Origin of the sequence: Agathobaculum sp. NTUH-O15-33 (assembly GCF_033193315.1) — a bacterium.
GTDB lineage: Bacteria > Bacillota > Clostridia > Oscillospirales > Butyricicoccaceae > Agathobaculum > Agathobaculum faecihominis_A.
Map to the genome: position 1 here is coordinate 3,543,931 of NZ_CP136187.1, position 25,039 is coordinate 3,568,969.

The following is a 25,039-nucleotide window of genomic DNA, read 5'->3' on the forward strand; positions in this document are numbered from 1 at the left end:
CCTTTCTAAAATCATCCTCTTTATATCTGGTATCTATGCGGGATTCTATATAGAATCGGTCCGGGCGCTTTGGCCGCGTTTTGGGGCAGCGGGAGATACCCTTTCACACGTAACCACGCGTTGTCCTGCCGCCGTCGGAGCGGGGCCCCATATCCGACGGCGGCGGGACTTAGCCCGGCCGCTTCCTATATCAAACGCTGGGGGCGGGTTCCGGTTCGGCCGCGCCCACGGGCTCGGTCTCGAGCAGTTCGGGCTTTTTCAGGCGCAGTTCCAGCGCTTCGATCGCTTGTATGTAGCCCTTATGGCGCTTGCGCTGTTTTTTATCAAAGGTCTCAAACAGCGCTAAAAAGGAATCGATGCTCGCGCCCACAAAGGGATGGCCGAGAAAGTCCTTCCGGGGTTTGAAATGGGTCAGAAAGGTCAAGCCTTCCATCACTTCGACGCCGGTGATCACGCCTGCCGAATCGCAGGCGACGAGCACCAGATTGCCGGATAAAAACCGGCCCTTGGTCTGACCTACGCCTACGTTGCCGAGCTTGTGCATGCGCCGTATGGCTTTCTTATAATTTTGAATCTGGAACCAGCCGCCGACCGCCTGCATCACAAACAATGCGAGCGCCACCAGAAAGATCAGTTTCAGTTCATTCGACATGGTGCTTCTCCTTTCCCAATTCGACGAGGCGCTGCGCGCATTCCTCATCGGTTACCAATATATTGATATAACCGCCTTGCAGCGCGCCGTATACGGCTTCCGCCTTGTGCAGGCCGCTGCCGATGCCGATTTTGTTTTCCACCGTGCGCAGCTGCGAAAGCGGCATGCCCGCGACGCGGTCGTTAAACGCCTGATATTGTTCCGTTTCACCGTTGCGGTCGTAGAATTGGAGCGACAGGTCGCCGACGATGCCCTCCTCGACCAGCTGGTTGATCTGTTCGGCGGTGATATAGCCCGCCTTGATCATCGTAGAGCCCGCGCGGTTGGGGATGCCGATGCCCATGATGACCGTTTTGATCTCCTTATAATACTGGATGATGCGCTGCATCGCTTTTTCCTTCATAAAGCCCTTTAGGATCTTTTGATCGGAAAAAACCGCGGGCGCGAAAAATTCCACATATTCAGCGCCGAACAGCTGGGCAAATTCGAGCGCGATCTGGTTGGAATGGATGTTGACCGTCGAACTGCGGCCCGAGCTGATACCGCCTAGGATCGGCACAAAGGTGCAGGCGATGCTGTCCGCCGACTGGCGCGGGCTGCAGCATACGTTGTGCAGCGTCATACCCATGGACACGCCGACGACGTCGCCGTCGCGCAGGTAGGTTTCTAGCAGACGGATGGTGGCGGAGCCAAGCTCCGTCATATGATCGAACCGGGTGGATAGCGGGCTGTTTTCGACGACCACGGCCTCCTTCAGGCCGTAAAGCTGCTCCAGCTCCTGTTCGAGGCGGCTGTACTCCAGACTGTTCGGGCTGAGCACCTGCACCACGACCATGCCCATTTCCCGGCCCGCCGCCAGCATCCGGGAAACCGAAACGCGGGATATCCCAAGCCGGTCGGCGATTTCCTGCTGCCCGATATGCTCCTCATAATACAGCTTGCAGCATTTGTAAATTAAACGGGGATCATCGACTACTTTTCTCATGGTATCCCCCTCTTTTTATCACTTTTTGGTGTTCTTTTCCGTTTTCCCTTGATCTGATTTGAGTATAGTACCCATGCATCTTTTTTGCAATAGTTTCAGTGCTGAACATATGTAAAAATGCGTACAAATGGGGCCGATTTCATTATCATTTGTAAGCACTCTGTTTGAAAAACACAATTTAGGGGCCGGTTTTCTGTGCACTTTTACCCTCATCTTTTCCATGTGTTTCCATACGCTTTTGCATCTGTTCCGCGCGATGCAGGGATCGTGATGCATGATCTCGTTTGTTCTCCCTCGCCCAAGGCGCTTGCGCGGCGTAAACAATGGGTGTAGAATAGGAGCACTTCTGAAACCAAGGAGGGATACCATGGCGCTTGATACTTATTTGCCGTTTTGGAACCGGCTTACAGAGGCGCAGCAGCGTTTGCTGCAAAACGCCGCGCGTGAGGAGCGTTACCCCGCGGGCGCGGTCCTGCACAACGGATCGGCGGACTGCATCGGCTTTCTCTTGGTAACGAGCGGACAACTGCGCGCCTACCTGCTCAGTGAGGACGGCAAGGAGCTGACGCTTTACCGCCTGTTTGAGCGGGATATATGCCTGCTTTCCGCCTCGTGCATGCTGCGCGGCATCGATTTTGACATCACGGTGGAGGCCGAACGCGACACCGTGGTCTGGCATATCCCGCCGGAAACCTATAAGCGGCTGATGGACCAATCGCTCGCCGTAGCGGCTTACACCAACGAACTCATGGCTTCGCGCTTTTCCGATGTGATGTGGCTGATGGATCAGGTGATGAACAAAAAACTGGATTCCCGCTTATCCGCCCTGCTGATCGAGGAGCAAGCGCTCGCCGGGAGCGACGCGCTGCACATCACCCACGAACAGCTCGCGCATCATCTCGGCAGCGCGCGCGAAGTCGTGACGCGGGTGTTGAAATACCTGCAAGGCGAAGGGCTTGTCCGGCTGACCCGGGGCACGATCGAAATACTCGATCGCGCGCGCCTTGCGGCGCTGGCGGCGGACAGTCTGCGCTGAACTGTGACTAAGTCACGGAAAGGGCGGGCGTTTTGCGGTATCCTTATCTCAACAAAAACAAATGCGATAAAGGAGCGAAACAAGATGTCTGTTTTTTCTGTTCATGAAGGTAATTTTGAAGCCGAGGTATTACATGCCGGTCAGCCCGTGCTGCTCGATTTCTGGGCGCCGTGGTGCGGACCCTGCCGCATGCTCGGCCCCGTGGTGGAGGAAATCGCCCAGACGCATCCCGAAGTCAAGGTGGGCAAGGTGAACGTGGATGAAGAGCCCGCGCTCGCCGCCCGGTTCGGCGTGATGGGCATCCCCGCCCTGTTCTACCTAAAGGACGGCGAGGTCGTATCCTCCGCCGTGGGCGCGCGTCCCCGCGCCAGCGTGGAGGCCATGCTTAAATAAACACACCATAACCATATATAAGGGAAGCGGCGCGAAGGGTTCTTTTGCACGCTTCCCTTATATATCTCCGAATTTTTTCTAATTCATTACAAAAGTTACGCGCAGCGCCCAAAAAGAAACCGATATGTAACCGCCCCGGTGTAAGATGATTTTATGATAAAGGAAATCTCGGCGCCGTATCGGCGACATCTCATTGAGGGTGGGGGGCATACCATGAAACAAAATCGTTTACTGGCAGGGCTGCTATCTCTTCAAATGCTTCTGGCATTTGCGCCGGCTTATGCGCTGGCGGCGGAAGAGACTTTGACCAACGGCCAGATTGTTAAGAGCAGCGCCGAGCAGACGGCGGAAGAAACGCTGGAAAACGGCCTGCTCTCCATCAATAAGCAGGTTCTTGCCACAGAAGAGGAAAACCGGTTTCAAATCCAGTTGGATGTAACCACGGCCGAGGATCTGCGGCAAATGGAGCTGCCCGCAAACGCGGCGGTATTTGTTCTGGTGGATAAATCGTCGAGCCTGAACGGCAGTTCAGAGATCATCCCTGATTTGGAGGAGCTGCGCGACGTTGTGGCGCAATTTGATCTGCCGGTAAGCGCGGAGGATTTCCCTGCCCGTACGGACTATGCCAAAGAAACCGGCGCTCTCACCGATGTGGATGATATGTTGAACGCCAATTTCGCATACGAAGAGACCGATCCTACTGATGAATACGCGGTGCGCGCCGATACTTCTCTTCATTTGTCCGCGGTCAAGCAAGCGGTTTACAACTGCTACCATCGCCGCGCTTGGTTCGAGCGCAAAGCGGTGATCGACTTTTTGGATGAATATACAGCGGATGATTCTGCGGACCGTTATTTTGCGCTTGGCGTTTTTCATCAGGACGCTTCGGTAAAAGCGGATTGGCAGAAGGTCGATTCCGATTGGCAGGACGACGACAGCCTCTATACCACCGTGACCGACTATACCAAGAACGAAGAGCCGTGGAACACGAATACGCAGAAGAATTTTCAAAACGATCCCTCCCCCTGACCTATACAAGGGGCAGCGGCAGCAACCTTGAAGCCGCTTACCTGCTGGCCCGCAATATGATGTATAAAGCGTTTAACGAACAAAGCGGCGAGCTGGCAAGCGCCAATGTGCCCGCGGCAAACCGCCACGTAATCATTGTTTCCGACGGCGAGCCGAGCTGGAGCTGCTCGGCCGATGCAAAAGATGCGGCGAACAGCGACTGGTCGGACACCGGCAAGATCAAGGGAGATAAAACCACCTACGGGCAGGCTTATACCGAGGACCAGTTGGAGTCCATGGCCGAGATCGCCCAAAGCGACGATTTTTCGCTGGACGTTGTTTGGTACGGCGAAGCAACGCTGGGCAATTCCATTTATAAGGACGATCCCGAGCGCTTTGCGGATTCCTTTCAGGGCACTGAGGATGAAGACCTGTCCCAGCTTGGCATGAGCGGTATTTTCCGCGAGCTGGCTTCCATCGAGTCGATCGCTTATCCGTGGTCGGTCAGCGATCCCATGGGCGAGTATATTGAATTTACCGGCGCGCCGGAGCAGGACGGCGTACCGCAGCGCGCGGTCACGGAGAAAAACGGCGCGCTTGTCTGGGATTTGACCCAGTGCACGCCGGTTGAAACGACCGAAATGGAGATCGAGAACGGCAGCCGCACCCTCTCGCACTACCGGCTCACCTATTTCATCGCGCTTGATAACCGCGCGGACGGCTTTGTCAGCCGCGCGGCTCTCGATACCAACGGCGAGACCGTACTGACCTACACCGTGACCAGCATGACCGACGGCGCGGTAAACGACTATGAAAAGCGCACGGCCCGTTTCGATATCCCGCAGGTACAGGGCTATCTCGCGGATGTGACCATTCAAAAAGCGACGGGTACCGGCGCGCCGCTCTCTGGCGCGACCTTTGCTCTAACCGATGCCGGTGGCAAGACCCGCACCGCCGTATCGGATGAGACCGGCGCGGTCAAATTTGAAAAGCTCCCTTCGGGCTATGCCTATACGCTGACCGAGACCGCCGCTCCGGCGGGCTACGACCGCAGCGAAGCAAGCTACGCCGTGCAGGTGCGCTATGGCGCGGTCTCCTTTGGCGAGGACGGCGCGCCCACGCTGACCGTTGTAAACACCGCCACCGGCGGCAGCAACGGCGGCGACAACGGCGGCGGTAACAACAGCAACCATGGTAACAATAATAACAACACCGTAAACATTGAAGACGAACAAACCCCGCTCGCCGCGGCGCTCGATTCGGACGATCACTTTGCATACATCATCGGTTACCCGGTGGACTATCGCACCGGCGAGAAAACAGAGGATAAGACCCTGTGGCCCGTCCGGCCCGAGCAAAACATCGATCGGCAGGAGGTGGCGACCATCTTCTTCCGCCTGCTGACTTCGGACTCCCGCATAGAAAACTGGTCGCAAACCAATTCTTTCCCCGATGTGGCGGCGTCCCGCTGGTCGAACAACGCGATTTCGACCATGACGAACGCGGGCATTCTGAACGGCTATGAGGACGGCGCCTTCCGCCCTGAACAGGCGATCACCCGTGCCGAGTTCGCCGCGATCGCGGCCCGTTTCGATTCCTCGCTTTACGTTGGCGAACACCAATTCTCCGATATCGGCGGACACTGGGCGGCGGAGTACATCGACCGCGCGGCCCAAAAGGGCTGGGTCAACGGCTATCCGGACGGTACCTTCCGCCCCGACCAGCCGATCACCCGCGCGGAAGCCATGACGCTGATCAACGCCGTTTTGGGCCGACGCACCCATGCGGAGAATATGCTGAATGAGATGAACCACTGGCCGGATAACGCGCCGGACGCTTGGTACTACGAAGCGGTGCAGGAAGCCACCAACGGCCACGATTATGAACGCGAAAACCCGACGGCCTACGAAACTTGGACCGCCATGCAGTCCGCACGCGATTGGTCCCTGCTCGAACGTCAATGGTCTGTCGCCGCTGCCGCAAAAAATGAAGCAGCCGCGCAGACCGCCTGATCAAGCTTCCACCCTCCCAGCCGGAAACGGCAGCCGGGCCGCAGAGAAAAGCACACGCTGCTTCTCTGCGGCCCGGTATTTTTTACCCGCCGCGTGAAATCAGGAAACTTTTGGGCGGCGGTTTCGTCTATTAAGATATCAAACAAACGATCGTGGGAGGAATGGCTATGAAACGAATGGTCGCAAGGATCGCCGCCGCGCTAGCCGCGCTGGCACTATCGGGCTGCGGCAGCGCGCCCGGCGATAAAACCAGCGAGGTCACCGACCCTAAACTGTATTTTGACGCCACTGTTTTAGAGGTGCGGGAGCATTCCGTTTTGGTCGAGCCGCTCGAAGGCGCGGAGGAGGGAAACACCGCCGACCAGATCAGCGTTGGCACCGACAGTATCAGCGAAGAAAGCTCGGTCGGAACCTTAGCGGCCTTGCGGCCCGGCGACACGATCCGCATCGGCTATCATGGCGGTATCACGGAAACCTATCCCGCCGGGATCGACTCCGCCTTTGCGATAACCTTTACCGACGACGCGGCGGCCGGGCAATCCGATCTTGCCCCTATGGTCATGGTAGACGGCGCGCTCTACTACGATACAGGCGAGGAAAGCACCATAGACGGCCGCTGCGGCGTGATGGACGGCGAGATCACCTCGGCTGTGAGCGCCTCCGAGATCCCGGCAACAGACGATCAGTCCAACTTTGGCACCGGCTATGGGTACCAATATACCGGAGAAGGCCAAATTGAAATTTATATGAATGAAAAGTGGATGGTATTTGAGGAAAGAGAGTGATCCTGCATCGATCAAGCCGTCTTTTTGATTTTTCGTACCTATACAGCAAGGGCGCGTTGCAAAACAAAAGAATGTTCCAAATTCTTGTCATTCTGAGGAGCGAAGCGACGCAGAATCTCGCGCGAACGCGCGGTTTCCACGTTTATTCCGCGCGTTCGCGCGAGATTCTTTACTTCGTTCAGAATGACATACGGCATTCCTTTTATTTTGCAACGCGCCCTTGCTTCGTGGTATTGGTTGCGGGCACACCTCTCTCTATGGTATTTGTTCGCTTCCTTATGCATACTAATATATTAATTCATAAGATGCTTGTTGTCAATCCCCCTTTCGTTCATTTATATCCGGCAATCCACTCTTGACAAACGATAACTTATATATTAATATGTTAATAATGCCTTTAGAAGGGGGCCTTTGCCGTGTCTCATCGCCGCTCTGTGCTTCTGCTCGTCGTCACCTCTATTTTATGGAGCTTTGGCGGGCTGTTCGTTAAGTCGATCGGCTGGAACAGCTATGCGATCACGTGCTTTCGCAGTCTTGTCGCGCTGATCGTGCTGCTTCCGTTTGTCGGCCGTCCCCGTCTGCCGCGCAGCTGGTACGGCGTTTTGGCCATGCTATGCTACACCGGCCTGATCTGCACCTGTATCATGGCAACCAAGCGGACAACCGCCGCAAACGCAATTTTGCTGCAATATACCGCGCCTATTTATTCGCTGCTGGCCGGTCACCTGCTGCTGCGCGAGCGTATCCGGCGGCGCGATATCGTTTCTATCGGCGCGCTGTTTTTGGGCATGGCGCTGTTTCTTTCCGACGGGCTGGCGGGCGGCGCGATGTCGGGCAATCTGATCGCGCTGCTTTCGGGTGTGTTCTATGGGCTGATGGGCGTATTTATGCGCAAGGACCCGAGCGGCCGCCCGCTCGACAATGTGTTCTGGGGCAACCTGCTGGCTGTTTTGATCATGCTGCCGCTGATCGGCAAACCGGTATGGACGCCAACAAACCTCACCCTAATCGTACTGATGGGCGCGTTCCAGCTTGCCCTGCCCTATCTGCTGTATTCCAAGGCCATCCACGGCGTGACCGCGCTGGAGATCACGCTGATCACGGTGTTGGAGCCGATCATGAATCCCGTATGGGTATTCCTTTCCACCGGCGAGCGGCCCGGCCCGCTCGCGCTGATGGGCGGCGTGGTCGTGCTGGGCACCGTGGTGCTGCATGAACTGCCGCTTGGGCGGCGGACCAAGCCGCTCATCTGACAAAAAATTCCGCATCAGCGCGTATGCGCCAATGCGGAATCGATCGGTATTTTTTATTACGTTTCCACGAAGTACTGGGGGAACTGCTCGCGGATGAGGATTTCCCACGTTTGATCGTTCTTATGGTCGTGGTGCACATCGAGAATTCTGGTAAGCGCGGCTTCATCGCCGTCTTCGATGCAGCGCATGATATTCAGATGCTCCTCCAGCGACTTTTCCAAAATACCCGGACGCTGCATATCGAGCACCAGCACACGGTTATAATGCGCGCGGGAATTTGAAATAATATCCCAGATCTGCTCATGCCCGGCCCGCTCGAAGATCGCGCGGTGGAACGCGTTGTCATTTTTGATATACTCCACCGGAAGATGCTTTTTGACCGCCTGCGTCATGAAGTAAATTGCCTGCTCGGTCTCCGCCTGAACCGACTGCCTGCGGCGGCACAGATCAAGGCAGATCTCCGTATCCAGCAAATGGCGCATATACGCGATCTCGCGCGCCATTTGAAAATCGATCCGCGCCACATAGGTGCCCCGCTGCGGATAGATATTGACCAGATACTCGTTGGAAAGACGGATCAGCGCTTCACGAATCGGCGTGCGGCTGACATCCAGCTGTTCGGCCAACTCGGTCTCGCGGATGACCGCGCCCGGCATCAGGTCGAAGTACTGGATCGCGTCCTTCAAATATTGGTATACATCCATTCTATTTTGCTGTCGCCTGCCGCTCATATACAATGCTCCTTATGAAGTACTATTCTAATATTAATATATCACCTTTCCCTCCGGCTGTCAAGCCTGCCAGTTCTAACCATTTAATGCCATTCTTCAAACGTAAAATAGGGCTGTAAAAAAACTGTTGCAAAATAGAAGAGTACCCAAATGTCATTCTGAACGAAGTGAAGAATCTCGCGCGAACGCGCGTTCCCAGCGTAAATTTCGCGCGTTCGCGCGAGATTCGCGCTCATTAAAATGCCGCTAAGCGGCAGATGAAGGATAGCAGACTACGGTCTCGTCACTTCGCTTCTCAGAATGACAAAATTGGTAGCATTCTTCGTTTTGCAACAGTTTTCTATTCATTTTTTAAAATTTATTTTACAGTTCCACTTTTTATTGGTTGAGCCAATAAAAAGCCAAATTCAGGTAACCGGCAAAGACAAGCCAGATCAAATAGGGTACCATAAGCGCGGCCGCGCGACGGTTTATCGATGCAAAATCCCATATCGTCACCGCGACGACCGCAATCAGCAACACCAACCACCAAAACGCCGTTAAATACGTCTGCGATCTGAAAAACAGCAGCGGCCATACAAAATTTACCGCAAGCTGCACGCCATACGCAATCAGCGCCTGCCGCTTGCGTTCGATAGGCGCCTGCGACCGGCTGACCAAATACGCCGCGATCCCCATCAGAATATACAGTACCGTCCACACCGCGGGAAAGACCCATGCCGGCGGTGCGAGCGGCGGCTTTACCAGCGTCTGATACAGGCCGAAGCCATCCGTGGTAAGACGGGCCGCCGCGCCGCCCACCAGCAGCGGGATCAATATACTGATCGTTAGTCCCATGTTTGCACCACGCTCCTTGGCGCAGTATATGGCGGGGAATGCGGCATTATGCCGCCGCGCTTTTACACCGCCTGTTCGCCGCCCGTCCACGGCAGCACCTTGATCCGGCTGCCGTTGCTCAGCCGCGCCACGGCGCTGTCGGGCAGCACGTACCCATCCAGCAGCAAGCTGTAGGGCGGCAGCGCCGGGTAATGCTCCCGGATAAAGGAACGGATCTGTCCTTCCGCACGGCCTTGCTCCGCGCTGACGCAAACGGTTTCCCGCTCGCGCCGGCAGCGGTCCGATATCAAACCATAATACTCCAAAACCGCTTCCACCATCATGACCATTGCGATCCCTCCTTTCTCCATCAGCTTATTGCCCTTAACCGCCCGCCGGTATCCCTTCGCAGGTATCGAGATAGGCGCGGATCACGCCGCAAGCGCCCATGCCGATCCGGCTGCTGTCAATACACAGGTGGTAGTTCGAGGCCTTGCCCCATTCTTGCCCGGTGTAGTGCTGATAATACATGCTGCGCCGCGCGTCCATTTCCAGCACGGCGCGCAGCTGCTCTTCCTGCGCGTCCCCGCCGCCCCTGCGGCTGGCGAACAGGCCCTTTTTCTTGATATTGCGCACGCGCTTAAGCGAAGCGCTGCATACGAATACATTGACCGCGCGGTCACAGTCGCGCAGCACATAATCGGCGCACCGGCCCACGATCACGCAGGGGCCGCGGTCGGCCAGCCGCCGGATGGTGCGGGACTGCATCAAAAATAGGCTGTCGTTCCGGTTGTTCGGGTCGAGCATGGCAAGAGAGAGCTGAAAGGCGCTCGGCTCCTCGCCCAGCTGTTCAAAATCCGATTCGTCGACGCCGCTTTCCTTGGCCGCCAGCGTGATGATTTCCTTGTCGTAAAACGGAATGTTCAGCTCCGCGGCCAGCCGCTTGCCGATATCGTGCCCGCCGCTGCCGTATTCGCGGCTGATGGTGATGATCTTATCCAACCTTCTGCACCTCCTTGACGCGTGCTTTTTCCGAATAGCGGCCGAGCTGTAATTCGCCCATGACAAAGGAATATTCCTTATCGAGCTTATACCGCCACAGCAGCAGCGCCATCAGGCCCCATGCCACGAACGGCATCAGCAGAAACAGGCCCGAGATCGCGCTGTGCGCCGAGGCGGGCTGCACCGCCGCCATGCCGTTAAAGCCCGCCGCTTCGAGCGCAAAGCCGATCGCCGCATTGGTCAGGCCGCCGCCGATTTTGTAGCCGACGGTCGCGGCGCTGAACAGCAAGCCTTCTGCGCGGATGCCCGTGCGCCAGTGGCCGTATTCGATCGCATCCGCCATCATCGAGTACACGGTCGCGCCGATCGGACCGACGCCCGCGCCCTTGAGCGCCGCGCCGATCATGACAAAGGTCAGATCCTGCGGGCGCAGCGTGATGATCGCGGCGCCCGCGAGCGCGACCACCGCGCCGATCAGCGATAGATTGCGCTTGCCCAATTTTTTGATAAACGGCGCGATCGCGATGGTGACGATGATCGAGGGCAGCTTTTCCACGACCGTGATCACGCTCATCAGTTCGTTATTGCCAAGCTCGTACTGCGCGTAGTAGGTCAGCATGGTGCCGTTGAGCGTGGTGTAGACCGACCACGCGAAGAACATCATCGTCACCAGCCACCAGTATTTGTTGTGCAGCATGCAGCTAAAGCTTTTGCGCATGGGGATCTTATCGCCCGCCGGGGTGGGCGGGATGTGCACGCGTTCCTTGCAGCCGAAGAAGCATATCAGCAGCATGCCCATTGCGATGACCGCGTAGACAACCGTTACCATGATCCACGCGCGCTGGTCGCCGCCCAGCCGATTGATAAGCGGCAGCGTCAGCGCGGTCACGATCAGGTTGCCGAGCGGCGCCATTGACATGCGGTAGATATTGATGATCGAGCGCTCGTTTTGGTTGCGCGTCATCAGCGCCGCCAGCGTGCCGTACGGCAGGTTGAGCGCGGTGTACACCACCGTGACCGCCAGATTATAGGTGATGAACACGTAAATGCACTGAATGATCGTGGTCGCGTGCGCCGGGACCATGAACAGCAGCACCGCCGAAAGGCCGTACGGCAGCGTCATCCACAGCACCCACGCCCGCGCCTTGCCGAAGCGGGACTTGGTTTTGTCCACCAAAATGCCGATCACCACATCGGACACGCCGTCGAACAGGCGGGACAGCATCAAGATCGTGCCGACCAGCGCGGCCGACATACCGACCACGTTGGTATAGAAATAGGTGGAAAGCGACATCGTCAGCGCGAACACCACGTTGCACGCCACATCGCCGAACCCATAGGCCACCTTTTCCCGAATGCTGATCCTGCCGAGTGCATTCTGTCCGGTACTCATTTCTTCCTTCAAATAAGACCCCTCCTATGTTTTTTAGCGTCTAAAATATACTAGTATATAATATCCTTTCGTTTTTTCCCCGCCTCGTTCACCGGGGCGGGGAAAAGCAGGGCTTATGAAAACGCGCCCTTCATGGCGTAAACCTTGATATAGCTGAATTCTTCCAGCGAGATGCTCACGCCCTCGCGGCCAATGCCAGACTGCTTGTAGCCGCCGAAAGGCTGGTCGAGGTGACGGTAGCCGCCGCTGCCGTTTACCACGGCCGCGCCCGCCTTGAGCTTGCGCCCGACGCGGAACGCGCGCTGCATATCCGCCGTCATCAGGCCGGAGGACAGACCGTAGACCGAATGGTTGGCGATCTCGACCGCTTGCTCCTCCGTATCAAACGGAATGAGCGGGAACACCGGGCCGAACACCTCCATGTTGGAGGCAATATCCATATCGCGGGTCACACCGAGCAGCACGGTGGGCTCGATACGCGCGCCCTCGCGCTTGCCGCCGCAGGCAAGCACCGCGCCCTGCTCTACCGTGCGCGCGATCTGGCTTTCCACCTCTTTGGCCGCTTTTTCACTGACCAGCGCGGTCACAACCGCCTGCTCATCCAGCGCCGAACCGCGCGGCAGCGCCTGCAAGCGCTCGATCAGCCGCTTGGCGACCGTGTCGTAAATGCTCTTCTGCACCAGAAAACGCTTGGTCGAGCAGCACACCTGACCGTTGTTCTCCATTCGGCTGTTCACCATTTCGTCCAGCGCGCGGTCCAGATCGGCGTCCTCGAAGATCAGCATCGCGTCGTTGCCGCCCAGTTCCAAGAACATGCGCTTGAGCGTGTCCGCGCCCTCGCGCGTCAACTGCTTGCCCGCGCCCGTCGAACCCGTCATGCTGACGGCGGCCACCCGCTCGTCATGGATGACGCACTCGGTCATCGCGTCGCGCTCGCAGACAAGGAAGGTTGCCACGCCCGCCGGGATGCCCGCCTTGTCGGCCAGCTCCTGCAGGGCCAGCACGGCCAGCGGATTGGACGAGGGCGCCTTGACGATCACCGCGTTGCCCATGATGAGCGCCGGAGCGATCTTTTGGAAGGTCAGCTCGATCGGGAAATTGAAGGGGATGATGCAGGCGATCACGCCCAGCGGCTCGCGGCGGGTGAACACCAGATCGTGCTCAAAGCCGGGTCCGTTGTCGGCCAGCACCTCGCCGTACAGATGCTTGGCGCGTTCGACCGCCGCGCGGATCAGCTTGACGCCGTCCAGCGTTTCGCCGCGCGCCTGCTCGATCGGCTTTGCCATTTCGCGAGCGGATAGCGTGGAAATGCGCTCCGCGTCCTGCTCCAGCAGGTCGGCGAAACGGTAAAGAATCTCGCCGCGCGCATAAAGCGGCATATCCTCCCACACGGTCTGCGCCGCCAGCGCGTCGTTCACGATCTCGCGCACGCATTCCTTGCCGGCCAGCTCTGCCTTATCCACGAGTTCGCCGCTGATCGGGTCAAAAACTTCTAAAAATTTACTCATCGTGTCCTCCTTGTTTGTGTAGCGGGTGGTTTACAGCGCCGCGAGCTGCGCCACGGTCTGCGCGATATTGTTTTCCGCGTGAATGCCCAGCTCGGTCAGCATTCCGGCGATCTCGGTCGGTTCGGCGTCGCCGGGCAGGATCGCGTTGAGCTTGCCGCCCATGAACACCCAGTATTCCTTGCCACGCTCCTTTGCCAGCTGCGTGAGCTGCCGCGCGTAGTCGAGCGCCTGCCCGTTGTGGCAGCTGATGCCGATGAACGGGGTGTCCTCCTCATCCGCCAGATCGAGCATATCGATCGGGTCCATGTCCACGCCGCCGTTGGTCACGGTAGCGCCCATATCGGTCAAAACGCCTTCGACCAGCACCAGACCATAGGTGTGCGCGTCGCCCGAGGCGACTACGACCCGTTTACCCGTGAGCGGCTGCTCGAAGCCCTGCTCGCGCAGCGCGGAGGTGACTTCCTCCTTCATCTCCACCGTCTGGCGGCCCAGCACGGTCGGATAGAACGGGCGGATCTCCCGGCTTTCCGTGCCGTAGGTGGAGGAATGGAACATCTGCTCGAAGCGGATGGGGTTCATCTTCTTCAGCAGCAGGAACATTTCCAGCGGGTCTTCAATATCGATACCGGCGGCCTTCAGGCCTTCCAGCGTGTTTTCAAACATCTTTTTGCCTTCGCGCACCATCACGTCGCGCATTTGCTCAAGCGGCGCGAAGTTGAAGTACGGCATCCATTCGTCCGCCTTTTCCTCGGCGCGCTTACCGGCCGCGAAAATATTGCACAGCTCCTCCAGCGTGGGCACGCGCAGCTTTTCGGTGATGGATACCGGATTGATGCCGAGGCCCATGTGATATTTCTTCTCCACCAGCATTTCAAAGAGCATTTCCGGCACGCTGATGCCGTAGTTGCCGTGGATATCATGATCCCATTGCAAATTGGTCGAGCTGTTCAGATAGGTCAGCACCGTCTGTTCCTCGGTGCTCATCAGTTCGTTCAGCGCCATGGCGACCGCGCAGCGCGTATCGTTCTCGCTCAAAAGGCCGCCGAAGCTGATGGTGTACCGCGCGCCGCACAGCGCGGTGCAGATATAGTGCTCCAAAAGCGCGTAGCCCACGTAAGAGGCGCAATCCAGAAAATAACCGGGATAGCCGTCGTCCAGATAGGTTTCGGCCGCGACCATCTCATCCCGCTTGGAGGCCATGATGCCCATGGCCCGGCATACGTCGGAAAAACGCTTTACATCGTCGTCAAAGCCCGCGTAACCCCAGAAAAATTGGGTCATATCGCCGATACGGGGCGAGCCCGCTTGAATCGCGCGTATGGTATTCTCCAAAGCGTTCGGCGAAAACAGGTGGTAATCGTTAAAAGTCACGTCGATGGGCGCCGCGCCCTCCTGTACGTCGTAGTCCTCCTGCGAGTACATCTCGAAGCTGGTCGTTTGCGGCGCGTTCTCGCGGTATTCCGGCGGCAGCGCCACCAGACCGGAGGGAATGGCCTGCACGCAGTTGACCGTAAGGCCGGTGCGCTCGGTGAACCGGTAGATCTCGCGAATCGCTTCCACCTGTTCGTCCAGCGTGGCCAGACCGAGCAGGATGTTCCAGTAAATCTTGCCCTGCCGCGCCATATCCATTTTCATTTCCATGTGGCTTTTGTACTTGCTCTGCGTGCGCAGATAACCGCTGCGCCCATAGGTTAGCGTTTTGCCCAGCGCCATCCCCTCGCGCACCAGCGCTTTACCGTCCGCGTGCGGCGCGGGTTTTAGGCTTTTTATGTATTCCAGTGCCGCTTCGTTCATCGTTCCGCCCCTTTCTCCATCAGGCGCCGCCTGAAAAAGGCGATCGTTTCGTCATAGTTCTCCTGTTTACAGTGGGCAAAGCCGTGATCCTCGCCCGGCACGGTCTGCACCGTGACAAACGGCAGGCCGTGCGACGCGATCCGCGGCCCAAAGGCGCTGTCTACCACCGTGTCCGCCGTGCCAAGGCGCAGCAGCACCGGCTTTCCGCTCTCGCAAACGGCCCGTTCCACCGATAGGGTTTCAGCGTCCTGTACGAACCGGGGCGCGGCGTCAAAGCTGCTGTCGGCGTACTCGTGATGGATCGTTTCTCCGTTTTTGAGCTTTTGCCAGTTTTCTTCACCCATGATCTTTAAAAAGGTCTCCGCCGGGTACAGCACCGGCGCCCAGCCCACGGCGGCGCGCACACGGCTGTCCGGCAGGGTGAGCAGGGCCGCCGCCGCGCCCATGCTGATCCCCATCACCGCCATACGGGCGGCGTCGGTCTCGGGCTGATCCGCCGCGAACGCAAGCGCCGCCAGCATATCATCGCGCCAGCCGCCAAGGTAGGTATCCGCGGCAAAGTCTCCGTCGCTCCCGCCGGAGCCGACGCAATCGAACCGCAGCGCGTAGAAACCCGCGCCGCAGGCCTGTTCGGCAAACGCTTCAAACAGGCCGTGCTCGGACATGTTGCCCGTAAAGCCGTGGCACATCACGATGACCGGCGCGCCATGCGCGCCCGCGGGCACATGCGCCGCGCCGCGCACCGTGCGTCCCCTGCTACAAAAGGCTATCTGTTTTTCCATAAGCTGCATCCTCATTCAGACCTTATTTTCGTTCCATGCAGGCGCGCCGACCGCCACGACCCGGAGCTGCATCTCTACAAAGCTTTTTTCTGTGGTGCCCGGACGTTCGGCATAGACCGGACGCACGGTTTGCGTTAACTCCACCGCCGTGCTGCCCGCCGCTTCGGCTTCCGCGGCCGCATATTGCGCGGCTTTGCAGGCGGCGAACCGTTCGGCCTCGTCCAGCGTGTCAAACGCTTTCGCGCCCCACGGCGCGTGCACGACCAGCTTTTCGTGATACTGGTCGGGCCGGATCAGCGCCGTTACCTCGACCGACACATTGCCAACCGCCGCGCCCACCGCGTTGGCGACCTCGGCGTGCTCGGGAATGAGCAACCGGGCGCCCAGCGCCCCGCAAACGGCCGGCAGCCACGCGGCCACCGGCGCGCCCAGCGCGATCACGGGCCGGTCGACCGAAAGCCGCAGGCGGAGCAGATCGTCCGGCGCGTTTTTCACCGCGCTGTTCCACAAATACGCCGCGATCGTATCGGCGTTCGCATCGCAGCCGGTCAGGCCCAGCGCGGTGCACAGGCAGGCCATGCCCACGCTGCGCTCGACCGTGTCGATCGCCTGCTGCAAAAACACGTCCTCGGCCTTGCCCGCGCGGGCGGCCATGACCGCCGCGCCCGCGGACGCGGTTTCCGCATTCCAGCGGCTGAACCGCCCGGCAGCATGCAGCAGATCGGTCGGCGTAAGGCCGCAGCGCTGGATCAGGCCGCGCCGCACAAGCGGCTCCAGCCCCAGCTTCGCCGCGTCGCAGCCGGTCCGGTCGGCTAACCAGAACAGGCTGTGCACCCCGTCGGCAAGCAGCCCAAGCAGCGTTTGCTCTCTCGCCGTCAGGTTTTCGCCCACCCGTCCGGTCAGGCGGTAGCACTCGGCATATTGCTCCTCGCCCAGCTCGGTCATGGCGCGGCCCATGCTCTGCCGCAGTTCTCCGGCGAGCCAAGGCGCGTGCACGCCGGCCACGCACAACGGAACCACCCGCCGCGGGCCCACGGTCAGCCCGCCCTGCGGATCGAACGCCAGACGGCTGTCGCCGCCCACGCCGTAGGTATAGATATCCGCCGCGCGCAGCTGGGTGCGCCAGCCGCCCACCGCTGCCCCCGCCGCGCTGATCGAGGCGCGGCCGCCCTTGATATGCGCGATATCGGTGGTGGTGCCGCCCATATCGAGCACCAGCGCGTCGTCCTCGTTTGTCAGATACCGCCCGCCGACGATGCTGGCCGCCGGGCCGGATAGCACGGTCTCGATCGGCCGGTCGAGCGCATATTCGCGCCGCATCAGGCTGCCGTCGCCCTTGACGATCATGACGGGCGCAGCCGCCAGTCCGTACGAATCCAGCACGGTCTCGACCGCGCTTATCAGCTCGGTGATGCCGGGAATCAGCCCCGCGTTGAGCACGGCGGTCACCGTGCGGTCATAAAAGCCAAGCTGCTGGCTCAGTTCGTGCGCGCATACGACGGGCACGCCGAGCGTTTGCCGCACGATCTCCTTCACCCGGTTTTCATGCGACGGGTCGCGCACGCTGGCAAAGCCGGAAATGGCCGCCGCGTCCACTTCGCCCCGCATTTCAAGCGCCTTTCGCCGGATTTCGTCCTCATCCAGCGCGGTCAGCTGGCGGCCCTTGATGTCCAGTTCGCCCCGCAGCCGCGTGACGCGGGCGGCGGGCAGCGGGCGGTCGAACGACCGCCCCATCAGAAACGCGCCGACCCGGCCGCTCCTGCCCTCGACGACCGCGTTGGTCGCCAGCGTGGTAGAAAGGCACACCATCACGCTTTCGCGCAACAGCTTTTCCGGTAGCCGCTCCATACACGCGGCTATGCCGCTCGCCAGATTTTCCCGCGTGGTGAACGCCTTTGCCTTGGCGCAGACCGCGCGCGTTTTTGGGTCGATCAGCACGCCGTCCGTATAGGTGCCGCCCGTATCGATGCCCAGTATCGCCGCCATGGACCGCGCCCCCTTTCATAGATCGCTTCCAGCCGCGCGTAGCCGCGCCGGACGATTCCAGCGCGGCTACGGCATCCGGTCTATATACAGTCTACCATATCGCGAACCGGCCGGAAAGTCTCTTTTAGAAAGGCTGTTTTTTTATTCTTACTTGATGTCGTATTTCTTTTCGATCTTGGCGATCTCGGCCTCCAAAATATCGAAGATCTCATCCACCTGCGCCTCGGTGATATTGATCGGCGGGATGAAGGAAATGCGATTATTGTAGTATCCGTTCAGCTGAGCCAGCAGGCCCGCGTCGCGCATGTTGTTGATCAGCTCGTGCGCCTCGGCCTTTGCCGGTTCCTTGGTCGCGCGGTCGCGGACAAGCTCCAAACCAAAGTAAACGCCCTTGGCATCGTATGTGCCCACGATCGGATGCTTTTCCATCAGTTCGTCAGCCTTTTTCACGATGCGCTCGCCGGCCTTTGTGCATACCTCGAGCAGGTGATCCTCCTCGATGATATCGAGCACCGTGTTGGCGACGCGGCAGCCCATGGAGTAGCCCGCGTAAGTGGAGCAGATGAAGCTTACGTCGATATCCTCAAACAGGTCCGCCCGGCCCACGATGCCGGACATCGGGATGCCGCAGCCCAGCGCCTTGCCGAATACCAGAATATCGGGCGCAACGCCCTCGTGCTCGCACGCCCACATCTTGCCGGTCCGGCCCATGCCGGTCTGCACCTCGTCAAAGATGAGCAGGAAGCCGTACTTGTCGGCCAGTTTGCGCAGCTCGCGCAGGAAGCCTTCGGGCGGAACGATGTAGCCCGCGGAGCTCTGGCACGGCTCGACGATCAGCGCGGCGACGTTGCAGATGCCCGCGTCCGGCGCGCCCATCGGCGTAACGCCGGTGCTCATCATATTGTCGATTACCTGTACGCACTGCCGCGCGCAGTCCACGCCGTCTCCGTCGCCGTAGGGATTGCGGTACGCATACGGATAGGGGAACTGATGGATGCAGTTATCCTGCGACGGCATGGGATTGTAGTAGCTGGTCATACGACCCGAGCCGGTCAGGCCCATGGTAGCGGTGTTCTGGCCGTGGTAAGCGCCGTAGAAGGAAATGATGTGCTGCCGCTTTGTCGCATAACGGGCCAGACGGATGGCGTTTTCGATCGCGTCCGAGCCGGACAACGCCAAACGCACTCTCTTCGGAAAATCGCCCGGGGTGAGCTCGGTCAGTCGCTTGACCAGCTTCAGGCGCTCCGGCGTTGGGAAGTCAAACCAGAAATCCAGCTTGTTCATGTACTGGTCGTACATCGCATCGGCAATGCGCTTGTCGGAGTGGCCGAGGTTCATCGCGGACATGCCCGAAATGCAGTCGATATACTCCTTGCCGTCCACATCCCAAATGCGGTTGCCCTTGCCGCGTTCAATGATCTGCGGGTAATCCCATTTGGTGAAAAGCACGTCGCCCGGATGTTCATATGTAAGGAAGTCTACCAGACCCGCTTTATTACCCGGCGTAACGCATTCTGCGTTTTCGATCCGATCCAACAGTTTTTCATAGGGCTTTTTATCCATTATCGTTACCTCCATTATGTAAGCTTTATGTTCTCCAATACCAGTACCCTCTCTGCAATTCATATACTAATATATTAATGTTCATTTGTCAATCCTCTTTCTGAACTTTAGCAAAATGCACAACTTGGGGATAGCGGCATATTGCAAAAGGACGAAATCAGGCAGGAGTGAAGAGTTAGGAGTTAGGAATTAGGAGTTGAAGGAAACGCGCGCGAGCGCGAATTAAAAAACACGCCGCGCAGCGGCGTACCGCAATTACTAACTACTAATTCCTAATTACCAATTATTAACTCCTACTTCCTAATTTAAAAAAACTCCTACCTAAAAAGGCTTTATCTCATATATTGTCCGCCGTTCACATCGATCGTCGCACCGGTGATATACCCCGCCCCGTCGGAAGCCAAAAAGCACACCGCTTCCGCCACCTCCTCGGGCCGGGCCGCACGGCCAAGGGGCACATCGTCAGCCGGCACGCCTTCCTCGCGCGACATGGGAGTCTCCACCACGCCGGGCGACACCGCGTTAGAGGTAACGCCGTACGCCGCGCCCAGCCGCGCAAAGCACTTGGCCATGGCCGCCAGCCCGCCCTTGGACGCACTATAATGTACGCCCGAATACAGGCCGCCCCGGTCGCCCGCGATTGAGGTAATCCAAACGATACGCCCAAAGCCCACGCGACGCATAGAACGGAATACGGCTTTGGTCAGGAAAAATGGTGCCTTTAAATTGGTGTCCAGCATACGGTCCCATTCTGTTTCATCTATTTCCTCTATGGGCTTGGTGTTCGACAGCCCCGCGCAGTTGACCAATATATCGATCCTGCCGTACCTTGCCGCGATCTGTTCCGCCATCTCGCGCGCCGCCGCGGTATCCGCAAGGTCGCAGGCCACCGCCTCGACCTTGCCGCCGAGCCGCCGCACCAAAGCCATTGTTTGTTCCGCGCCGCGCGGCGAACGGTAAGTAAATATGACCGTATGCCCCTGCTCCGCCAGTGCCGCCACGATCGCGCGCCCAATTCCCGAACTGCCGCCCGTTACCAATGCGATCCTTTCCATGCGCCGTTCCTCCTTATTGATTTCAACGATTTTAGGTTTTTTCAAAAAATCTTTGCAAAACCTCTTGACAACCATATACTAATATATTAATATACTCTTGTCAAGTGAAACCAACCGAGACCGGTTGCGGAATGTAACTGACCTCTCTGCTTTGTTCCTATTGTCACCGATTTTATTTAAAGGAGAACGATTATGATCATCGGACTTGTCAAAGAGATCAAGAATAATGAATTCCGCGTCGGACTCACGCCCGGCAATGTAAAGGCTTACGCCGACGCAGGGCATACCGTGCTGGTTGAAACGGGCGCGGGCGCGGGTTCTGGCTTCGACGATGGCGAATACGCCGTCGCCGGCGCGGCCATCCTGCCGGACGCCGCCTCCGTTTGGGAGCAGGCGGAAATGATCGTCAAGGTAAAGGAACCGATCGAGTCGGAATATCAGTTCCTCAAGAAGGATCAGATCCTTTATACGTACCTGCACCTTGCGGCCGACCGGCCGCTGACCGACGCCATCCTCGCGGCGGGCACCAAAGCGGTCGCGTACGAGACCATCGTCGGCAAGAACGGCGGACTGCCCTGCTTGGCCCCGATGAGCGAGATCGCGGGCCGCATGTCGGTACAGCAGGCGGCCAAGTACTTAGAGCGCACCTACGGCGGCCGCGGCCTGCTGCTTTCCGGCGTGCCGGGTGTGGAAAAGGCAAACATCGTCATTCTGGGCGGCGGCGGCGTTGGCACCAACGCCTGCAAAATCGCGGTCGGCATGGGCGCGAACGTCACCATCCTCGACGTCAACGTACAGCGCCTCGCCTATCTGGACGATATTTTCGGCAGCCGCATCCAGACGCTTTACAGCACCCGCGCCAACATCCTTTCGGCCATTTCGCAGGCGGACGTCGTGATCGGCGCCGTGCTGATTCCCGGCCGCAAGGCGCCCAAGCTCGTTCTGCGCGAGGATCTGAAGAAAATGCGTAAGGGCGCTGTGCTGGTAGACGTGGCCGTCGATCAGGGCGGCTGCATTGAGACCACCCACGCCACCACCCATCAGGACCCGATCTTCGAGATCGACGGCATCGTCCACTACTGCGTGGCCAATATGCCGGGCGCCGTCGCGCGCACCTCGACCATCGCGCTGACCAATACTACACTGAACTATGGCCTCACCATTGCCGGTCAGGGGCTGGAAGCCGCTGTCCGTGCGGACAAGGGACTGGCCGAAGGCGTGAACTGCTATGCCGGCAAGTGCACGCTGGACGGCGTCGCCGAGGCGTTTGGCATGGAATGCTTTGATATCGAGTCGCTGATCTGAGCGGTCCTGATTAAATTTGCTCTTATCTCATATCTCTTTTCTCTTCTCTCTTTTCCCAAGCAAAGGGCCCGGCAAAATGACCGGGCCCTTCGCGGCATATCTCTATTCCGCGCGCCGGCGGACCATTACACCACAGGGAGGAAGTGTTGAACCCATGACCCGTTCGTCCAGCCAAACCGGGCGCACCGACGTATATCGCGCCCTCAAGGACGCGATCCAATATCTCGACCTGATGCCGGGCTCCGTCCTGCACGAGGCTGAATTGACCCAGCACCTGAATTGCAGCCGCACGCCGATCCGCGAGGCCCTGATCCGCCTGTCCGGCGAATATCTGGTGGAGATCTACCCCCAACGCAGCACCTATGTCGCGCCGATCGATTTTCACCTAGCCAATGAGGTCGCCTACATGCGGCACCTGCTGGATTCCAACGTCTGCCTGCTCCTGTGCCGGCAAAAAGCCTGTATCAGCGAGGCGGTCGAGCAAACGCTCTATTTTATGGAGCGCGCCATGGGAAAGGACGATGTTCTGGAATACATCCGTTTGGACAACGCTTTCCACCGCACAATCTTTTCCGTCGCCGGGCACGATCTGATCTGGTCGAGCATCGCCAATTCCCGCGCGCATTACAACCGCGTGCTCGTGCTCGACCTGAAACGGCCCGGCATGCTGCAAAAATCCTATCAGGAGCACCTGCAAATTGTGAGCAGTATTGAGGCCGGCGACGCGGCGACGCTGACCGCCGTCATGGACGTACACCACGATCACCAGAATACCGATGCGCGGGAAAAAGCCATCCGCGCGCAGTTCCCCGCGTATTTCGCAAACGACTGACCCATGTTATCAATAGAAAGGAGACTTTTACAATGTATATCGACAAGGAATGCAAGCGAGGCTATAACGAGTACATCAACTGCGACGTAAACAACGGCGAAAACAGCATGATGGACGTCGCTCTGCTCATCATGGAGGACGGCGACACCTATTCCTTCCACGAGGAAAAGAAGGAAATGGCTTGGATCATGTTCGAGGGCAAGGCCACGGTGGAATACGCCGGCCGGTCCGTCGATATCGACCGCCCCAATCCGTTCGAGTACAGCACCTACTGCCTGCACCTGTGCGCGGGCGACGGCTGCACGATCACGGCCCACGGCCACTGCGAGTTTTACGTACAGAAGACCTATAACGACAACCGGTTCGACGCCCACCTTTATACCCCGGAGGAGACCGACACCTGGCGGCGCGGCGCGGACGGCGAGTGTAACGGCTGCATCAAGCGCGATGTGCGCACCAGCTTTGACTACGGCAACGCCCCCTATTCCAACATGGTGCTGGGCGAAGTCGTCAACCTGCCCGGCAAGTGGTCGAGCTATCCCCCGCACTGGCATCCGCAGCCCGAGGTCTATTTCTACCATTTCGACAAGCCGCAGGGCTTTGGCGCGGGCTGGGTGGACGACGAGGTGTGCGAATTGCACCACAACGGTCTGGCCGTCATCACCAAGAACACGCACTCCATGGTCATGGCGCCCGGTTACCCCTGCTGCTACGCTTGGGGCATCCGCCATCTGCCCGGCAATCCGTGGAAAAAGACCCGTATCGACGATCCAATCCACGAATGGCTGGTCGATCCCAAAGCGAAATTCTGGACCGGCGAGGAAAACGAAGGCTGATCTCTGTCGATCATCGCCACGTTTTTTGATAGCCTGAGAAAAAAGCGGATGCGTTGCATCCGCTTTTTCTTATCGTATTTGTAGAACTTTTTGTTGTGATCTTGTAAAGAATGATGAATTTATAAACAACTTAGAAAATGCTGTTGCTTTTTCAGAATGCCTATGCTATAACAAAAACAACAAGATTTCATACGTATGCAAGAGGAGGCGCATCGTGAAAACCATTACTTCTGTCGAACTTGCAAAGCTTGCAGGCGTATCGCAGTCCACTGTTTCCCGCTGCCTGAACGACAGCCCGCTCGTATCGGAAGAAACCAAGGCGCGCGTGAAAAAAATCGCCGCCGAATACTCCTTTCAGTTCAATACGAATGCACGGGGCCTAAAGACCAACCGCACCGGCGTGGTCGGCTACATTTTTTCTGAAGACTTTACCGGCTTTGCCAATCACTATATCCAGAGCGACCTATACTATCGCATACGTATGCAGCTGCTGCGCGAAAATCTGGATGTCGTGCCGGTGTTTGACGACCGGACACAGGAAGACCAATCCGCAGTGGAAAAAAGCATAAGCAACCGGCGGTTTGACGCGCTGATTTTCAACCGTCCGCAGGTGAACGACCGCGTGCGCAACCTGTTGCAAGAAACGCGTATCCCCTATATTTTCATCTACGACACCAACGAGATCTCCGAGGAACCGTTCATGATCGCGCCGCACCATACCGAGATCGGCCGACTGGCAGGCGACGCGTTTTGCCGGGCCGGTTATGAACGCTTTGTCGAACTGACCGGCCCCTCGCAGCGCATCGATGTGGTCCATAAGCACACCGGATTCACGGAAGCGCTGCGCCGCCACGGCTTCGGCCTGCCCCCTTCCCACGTCTTGTGCGCGGACTACCATTTGGAACAGGCAACCGAGCAGACACTTGCCCATATCGAACTGTTCCAGCCCGGTACCGCGTGCTTTGCACAAAATGATCTCATGGCGCTCGGCGTGATCGAAGCCCTGCGACAAAAGCAGCTTCGCGTGCCGGAGGATGTGGCGATCATCGGCGCGGACAACATCGCCATGGGAACTTGGTTCCATCCCCAGCTCACCACGGTCGCGGTCGATTATGACCGGATCATCGAACTGACGGTCGATTGGGTGCTCGCCATGACCGAAGGCAGGTCCCTTGCGACCTACCGCTATCTGCTGGACAGCGAATTGGTCATTCGGGATACCTTTGTTCCCCCTAGCCAAAGCGGGTCGATCAAATGATCGGTCTGCGCTAATGAATACGTATGCAAGTGCTGGAAGGCACTTCAGAAAATG

General features: G+C 58.3%; 23 protein-coding genes. 10 read left to right on the plus strand and 13 right to left on the minus strand.

Going from position 1 to position 25,039, the window contains the following annotated elements:
- Nucleotides 1-190 precede the first annotated feature (190 nt).
- Both RWV98_RS17230 and RWV98_RS17235 read right to left on the minus strand, forming a co-directional pair.
- Nucleotides 191-652, minus strand: a complete 462-nt coding sequence (locus tag RWV98_RS17230) for a transcriptional regulator GutM (RefSeq protein WP_317862343.1) — start codon at nt 650-652, stop codon at nt 191-193.
- The gene (locus RWV98_RS17235; protein WP_280962052.1) at nt 642-1,637 is read right to left on the minus strand and encodes a sugar-binding transcriptional regulator; all 996 of its coding nucleotides are present in this window, start codon (nt 1,635-1,637) and stop codon (nt 642-644) included. The genes RWV98_RS17230 and RWV98_RS17235 overlap by 11 nt, the downstream gene beginning before the upstream one ends.
- Nucleotides 1,638-2,004: 367 nt before the next feature.
- Here RWV98_RS17235 and RWV98_RS17240 point away from each other — a divergent pair, with 367 nt between their 5' ends.
- The 6 genes from RWV98_RS17240 to RWV98_RS17265 all read left to right on the plus strand — a co-directional run bounded on the left by RWV98_RS17240 (nt 2,005) and on the right by RWV98_RS17265 (nt 8,124).
- Complete coding sequence (locus tag RWV98_RS17240) at nt 2,005-2,673, plus strand: Crp/Fnr family transcriptional regulator (RefSeq protein ID WP_317862345.1); 669 nt, start codon at nt 2,005-2,007, stop codon at nt 2,671-2,673.
- A gap of 84 nt (nt 2,674-2,757) precedes the next feature.
- Nucleotides 2,758-3,066, plus strand: coding sequence for a thioredoxin (gene trxA, locus RWV98_RS17245; protein WP_317862347.1), 309 nt, complete (start codon nt 2,758-2,760; stop codon nt 3,064-3,066).
- A gap of 213 nt (nt 3,067-3,279) precedes the next feature.
- The gene (locus RWV98_RS17250; protein ID WP_317862349.1) at nt 3,280-4,095 is read left to right on the plus strand and encodes a hypothetical protein; all 816 of its coding nucleotides are present in this window, start codon (nt 3,280-3,282) and stop codon (nt 4,093-4,095) included.
- On the plus strand, nt 4,047-6,086 hold the full coding sequence (locus RWV98_RS17255; RefSeq protein WP_317862351.1) for an S-layer homology domain-containing protein: 2,040 nt from the start codon (nt 4,047-4,049) through the stop codon (nt 6,084-6,086). Before RWV98_RS17250 ends, RWV98_RS17255 begins: the two co-directional genes overlap by 49 nt.
- Nucleotides 6,087-6,253: 167 nt before the next feature.
- Complete coding sequence (locus tag RWV98_RS17260; protein ID WP_317862353.1) at nt 6,254-6,871, plus strand: hypothetical protein; 618 nt, start codon at nt 6,254-6,256, stop codon at nt 6,869-6,871.
- Nucleotides 6,872-7,287: 416 nt separating this feature from the next.
- On the plus strand, nt 7,288-8,124 hold the full coding sequence (locus RWV98_RS17265; RefSeq protein ID WP_317862355.1) for a DMT family transporter: 837 nt from the start codon (nt 7,288-7,290) through the stop codon (nt 8,122-8,124).
- Between the two features lie 56 nt (nt 8,125-8,180).
- Here RWV98_RS17265 and RWV98_RS17270 read toward each other — a convergent pair whose 3' ends face one another.
- The 11 genes from RWV98_RS17270 to RWV98_RS17320 all read right to left on the minus strand — a co-directional run bounded on the left by RWV98_RS17270 (nt 8,181) and on the right by RWV98_RS17320 (nt 20,754).
- Entirely contained in the window at nt 8,181-8,855 is a 675-nt protein-coding gene (locus RWV98_RS17270) for a GntR family transcriptional regulator (protein WP_317862356.1), read from the minus strand.
- A gap of 378 nt (nt 8,856-9,233) precedes the next feature.
- Nucleotides 9,234-9,692, minus strand: coding sequence for a TspO/MBR family protein (locus tag RWV98_RS17275; protein ID WP_317862358.1), 459 nt, complete (start codon nt 9,690-9,692; stop codon nt 9,234-9,236).
- Between the two features lie 62 nt (nt 9,693-9,754).
- The gene (locus RWV98_RS17280; RefSeq protein WP_280963240.1) at nt 9,755-10,021 is read right to left on the minus strand and encodes a hypothetical protein; all 267 of its coding nucleotides are present in this window, start codon (nt 10,019-10,021) and stop codon (nt 9,755-9,757) included.
- Nucleotides 10,022-10,055: 34 nt separating this feature from the next.
- Nucleotides 10,056-10,673: a cytidylate kinase-like family protein gene (locus tag RWV98_RS17285; RefSeq protein WP_317862361.1), complete on the minus strand. Its 618-nt coding sequence runs from the start codon at nt 10,671-10,673 to the stop codon at nt 10,056-10,058.
- On the minus strand, nt 10,666-12,078 hold the full coding sequence (locus RWV98_RS17290; RefSeq protein ID WP_280963238.1) for an MFS transporter: 1,413 nt from the start codon (nt 12,076-12,078) through the stop codon (nt 10,666-10,668). The genes RWV98_RS17285 and RWV98_RS17290 overlap by 8 nt, the downstream gene beginning before the upstream one ends.
- 101 nt (nt 12,079-12,179) lie before the next feature.
- On the minus strand, nt 12,180-13,574 hold the full coding sequence (locus tag RWV98_RS17295; RefSeq protein ID WP_317862363.1) for an aldehyde dehydrogenase family protein: 1,395 nt from the start codon (nt 13,572-13,574) through the stop codon (nt 12,180-12,182).
- A gap of 30 nt (nt 13,575-13,604) precedes the next feature.
- Nucleotides 13,605-15,368, minus strand: a complete 1,764-nt coding sequence (locus RWV98_RS17300; protein WP_317862364.1) for a cobalamin-dependent protein — start codon at nt 15,366-15,368, stop codon at nt 13,605-13,607.
- Nucleotides 15,365-16,150, minus strand: coding sequence for an alpha/beta hydrolase family protein (locus tag RWV98_RS17305; RefSeq protein ID WP_317862366.1), 786 nt, complete (start codon nt 16,148-16,150; stop codon nt 15,365-15,367). The genes RWV98_RS17300 and RWV98_RS17305 overlap by 4 nt, the downstream gene beginning before the upstream one ends.
- Before the next feature lie 15 nt (nt 16,151-16,165).
- A complete protein-coding gene (locus RWV98_RS17310) occupies nt 16,166-18,136 on the minus strand; it encodes a hydantoinase/oxoprolinase family protein (protein WP_317862368.1) in 1,971 nt (656 codons plus the stop codon).
- Nucleotides 18,137-18,283: 147 nt separating this feature from the next.
- Nucleotides 18,284-19,699, minus strand: coding sequence for an aspartate aminotransferase family protein (locus RWV98_RS17315; RefSeq protein WP_280963233.1), 1,416 nt, complete (start codon nt 19,697-19,699; stop codon nt 18,284-18,286).
- Between the two features lie 332 nt (nt 19,700-20,031).
- Complete coding sequence (locus tag RWV98_RS17320; protein ID WP_317862369.1) at nt 20,032-20,754, minus strand: SDR family NAD(P)-dependent oxidoreductase; 723 nt, start codon at nt 20,752-20,754, stop codon at nt 20,032-20,034.
- Between the two features lie 192 nt (nt 20,755-20,946).
- Between RWV98_RS17320 and ald the strand changes: the two genes are divergently transcribed.
- From ald to RWV98_RS17340, 4 genes are all read left to right on the plus strand, one after another.
- Nucleotides 20,947-22,059 (plus strand): alanine dehydrogenase, encoded by a 1,113-nt coding sequence (ald, locus tag RWV98_RS17325; protein ID WP_280963231.1) that lies wholly within the window; start codon nt 20,947-20,949, stop codon nt 22,057-22,059.
- A gap of 154 nt (nt 22,060-22,213) precedes the next feature.
- Nucleotides 22,214-22,891: a GntR family transcriptional regulator gene (locus RWV98_RS17330; RefSeq protein WP_317862372.1), complete on the plus strand. Its 678-nt coding sequence runs from the start codon at nt 22,214-22,216 to the stop codon at nt 22,889-22,891.
- Between the two features lie 32 nt (nt 22,892-22,923).
- Nucleotides 22,924-23,727: a 5-deoxy-glucuronate isomerase gene (locus RWV98_RS17335; RefSeq protein ID WP_317862374.1), complete on the plus strand. Its 804-nt coding sequence runs from the start codon at nt 22,924-22,926 to the stop codon at nt 23,725-23,727.
- Between the two features lie 214 nt (nt 23,728-23,941).
- Nucleotides 23,942-24,985: a LacI family DNA-binding transcriptional regulator gene (locus RWV98_RS17340; protein WP_317862376.1), complete on the plus strand. Its 1,044-nt coding sequence runs from the start codon at nt 23,942-23,944 to the stop codon at nt 24,983-24,985.
- The last annotated feature ends 54 nt before the right edge of the window (nt 24,986-25,039 follow it).

Coding starts and splice junctions, on each gene's coding strand:
- RWV98_RS17335 (WP_317862374.1), top strand. CDS start 22,924: ATGTATATCGACAAGGAATGCAAGCGAGGCTATAACGAGTACATCAAC.
- RWV98_RS17240 (WP_317862345.1), top strand. CDS start 2,005: ATGGCGCTTGATACTTATTTGCCGTTTTGGAACCGGCTTACAGAGGCG.
- RWV98_RS17315 (WP_280963233.1), bottom strand. CDS start 19,699: ATGGATAAAAAGCCCTATGAAAAACTGTTGGATCGGATCGAAAACGCA.
- RWV98_RS17260 (WP_317862353.1), top strand. CDS start 6,254: ATGAAACGAATGGTCGCAAGGATCGCCGCCGCGCTAGCCGCGCTGGCA.
- RWV98_RS17275 (WP_317862358.1), bottom strand. CDS start 9,692: ATGGGACTAACGATCAGTATATTGATCCCGCTGCTGGTGGGCGGCGCG.
- RWV98_RS17310 (WP_317862368.1), bottom strand. CDS start 18,136: ATGGCGGCGATACTGGGCATCGATACGGGCGGCACCTATACGGACGGC.
- trxA (WP_317862347.1), top strand. CDS start 2,758: ATGTCTGTTTTTTCTGTTCATGAAGGTAATTTTGAAGCCGAGGTATTA.
- RWV98_RS17270 (WP_317862356.1), bottom strand. CDS start 8,855: ATGAGCGGCAGGCGACAGCAAAATAGAATGGATGTATACCAATATTTG.
- RWV98_RS17230 (WP_317862343.1), bottom strand. CDS start 652: ATGTCGAATGAACTGAAACTGATCTTTCTGGTGGCGCTCGCATTGTTT.
- RWV98_RS17320 (WP_317862369.1), bottom strand. CDS start 20,754: ATGGAAAGGATCGCATTGGTAACGGGCGGCAGTTCGGGAATTGGGCGC.
- RWV98_RS17235 (WP_280962052.1), bottom strand. CDS start 1,637: ATGAGAAAAGTAGTCGATGATCCCCGTTTAATTTACAAATGCTGCAAG.
- RWV98_RS17330 (WP_317862372.1), top strand. CDS start 22,214: ATGACCCGTTCGTCCAGCCAAACCGGGCGCACCGACGTATATCGCGCC.
- RWV98_RS17295 (WP_317862363.1), bottom strand. CDS start 13,574: ATGAGTAAATTTTTAGAAGTTTTTGACCCGATCAGCGGCGAACTCGTG.
- RWV98_RS17250 (WP_317862349.1), top strand. CDS start 3,280: ATGAAACAAAATCGTTTACTGGCAGGGCTGCTATCTCTTCAAATGCTT.
- RWV98_RS17305 (WP_317862366.1), bottom strand. CDS start 16,150: ATGGAAAAACAGATAGCCTTTTGTAGCAGGGGACGCACGGTGCGCGGC.
- RWV98_RS17300 (WP_317862364.1), bottom strand. CDS start 15,368: ATGAACGAAGCGGCACTGGAATACATAAAAAGCCTAAAACCCGCGCCG.
- RWV98_RS17280 (WP_280963240.1), bottom strand. CDS start 10,021: ATGGTCATGATGGTGGAAGCGGTTTTGGAGTATTATGGTTTGATATCG.
- ald (WP_280963231.1), top strand. CDS start 20,947: ATGATCATCGGACTTGTCAAAGAGATCAAGAATAATGAATTCCGCGTC.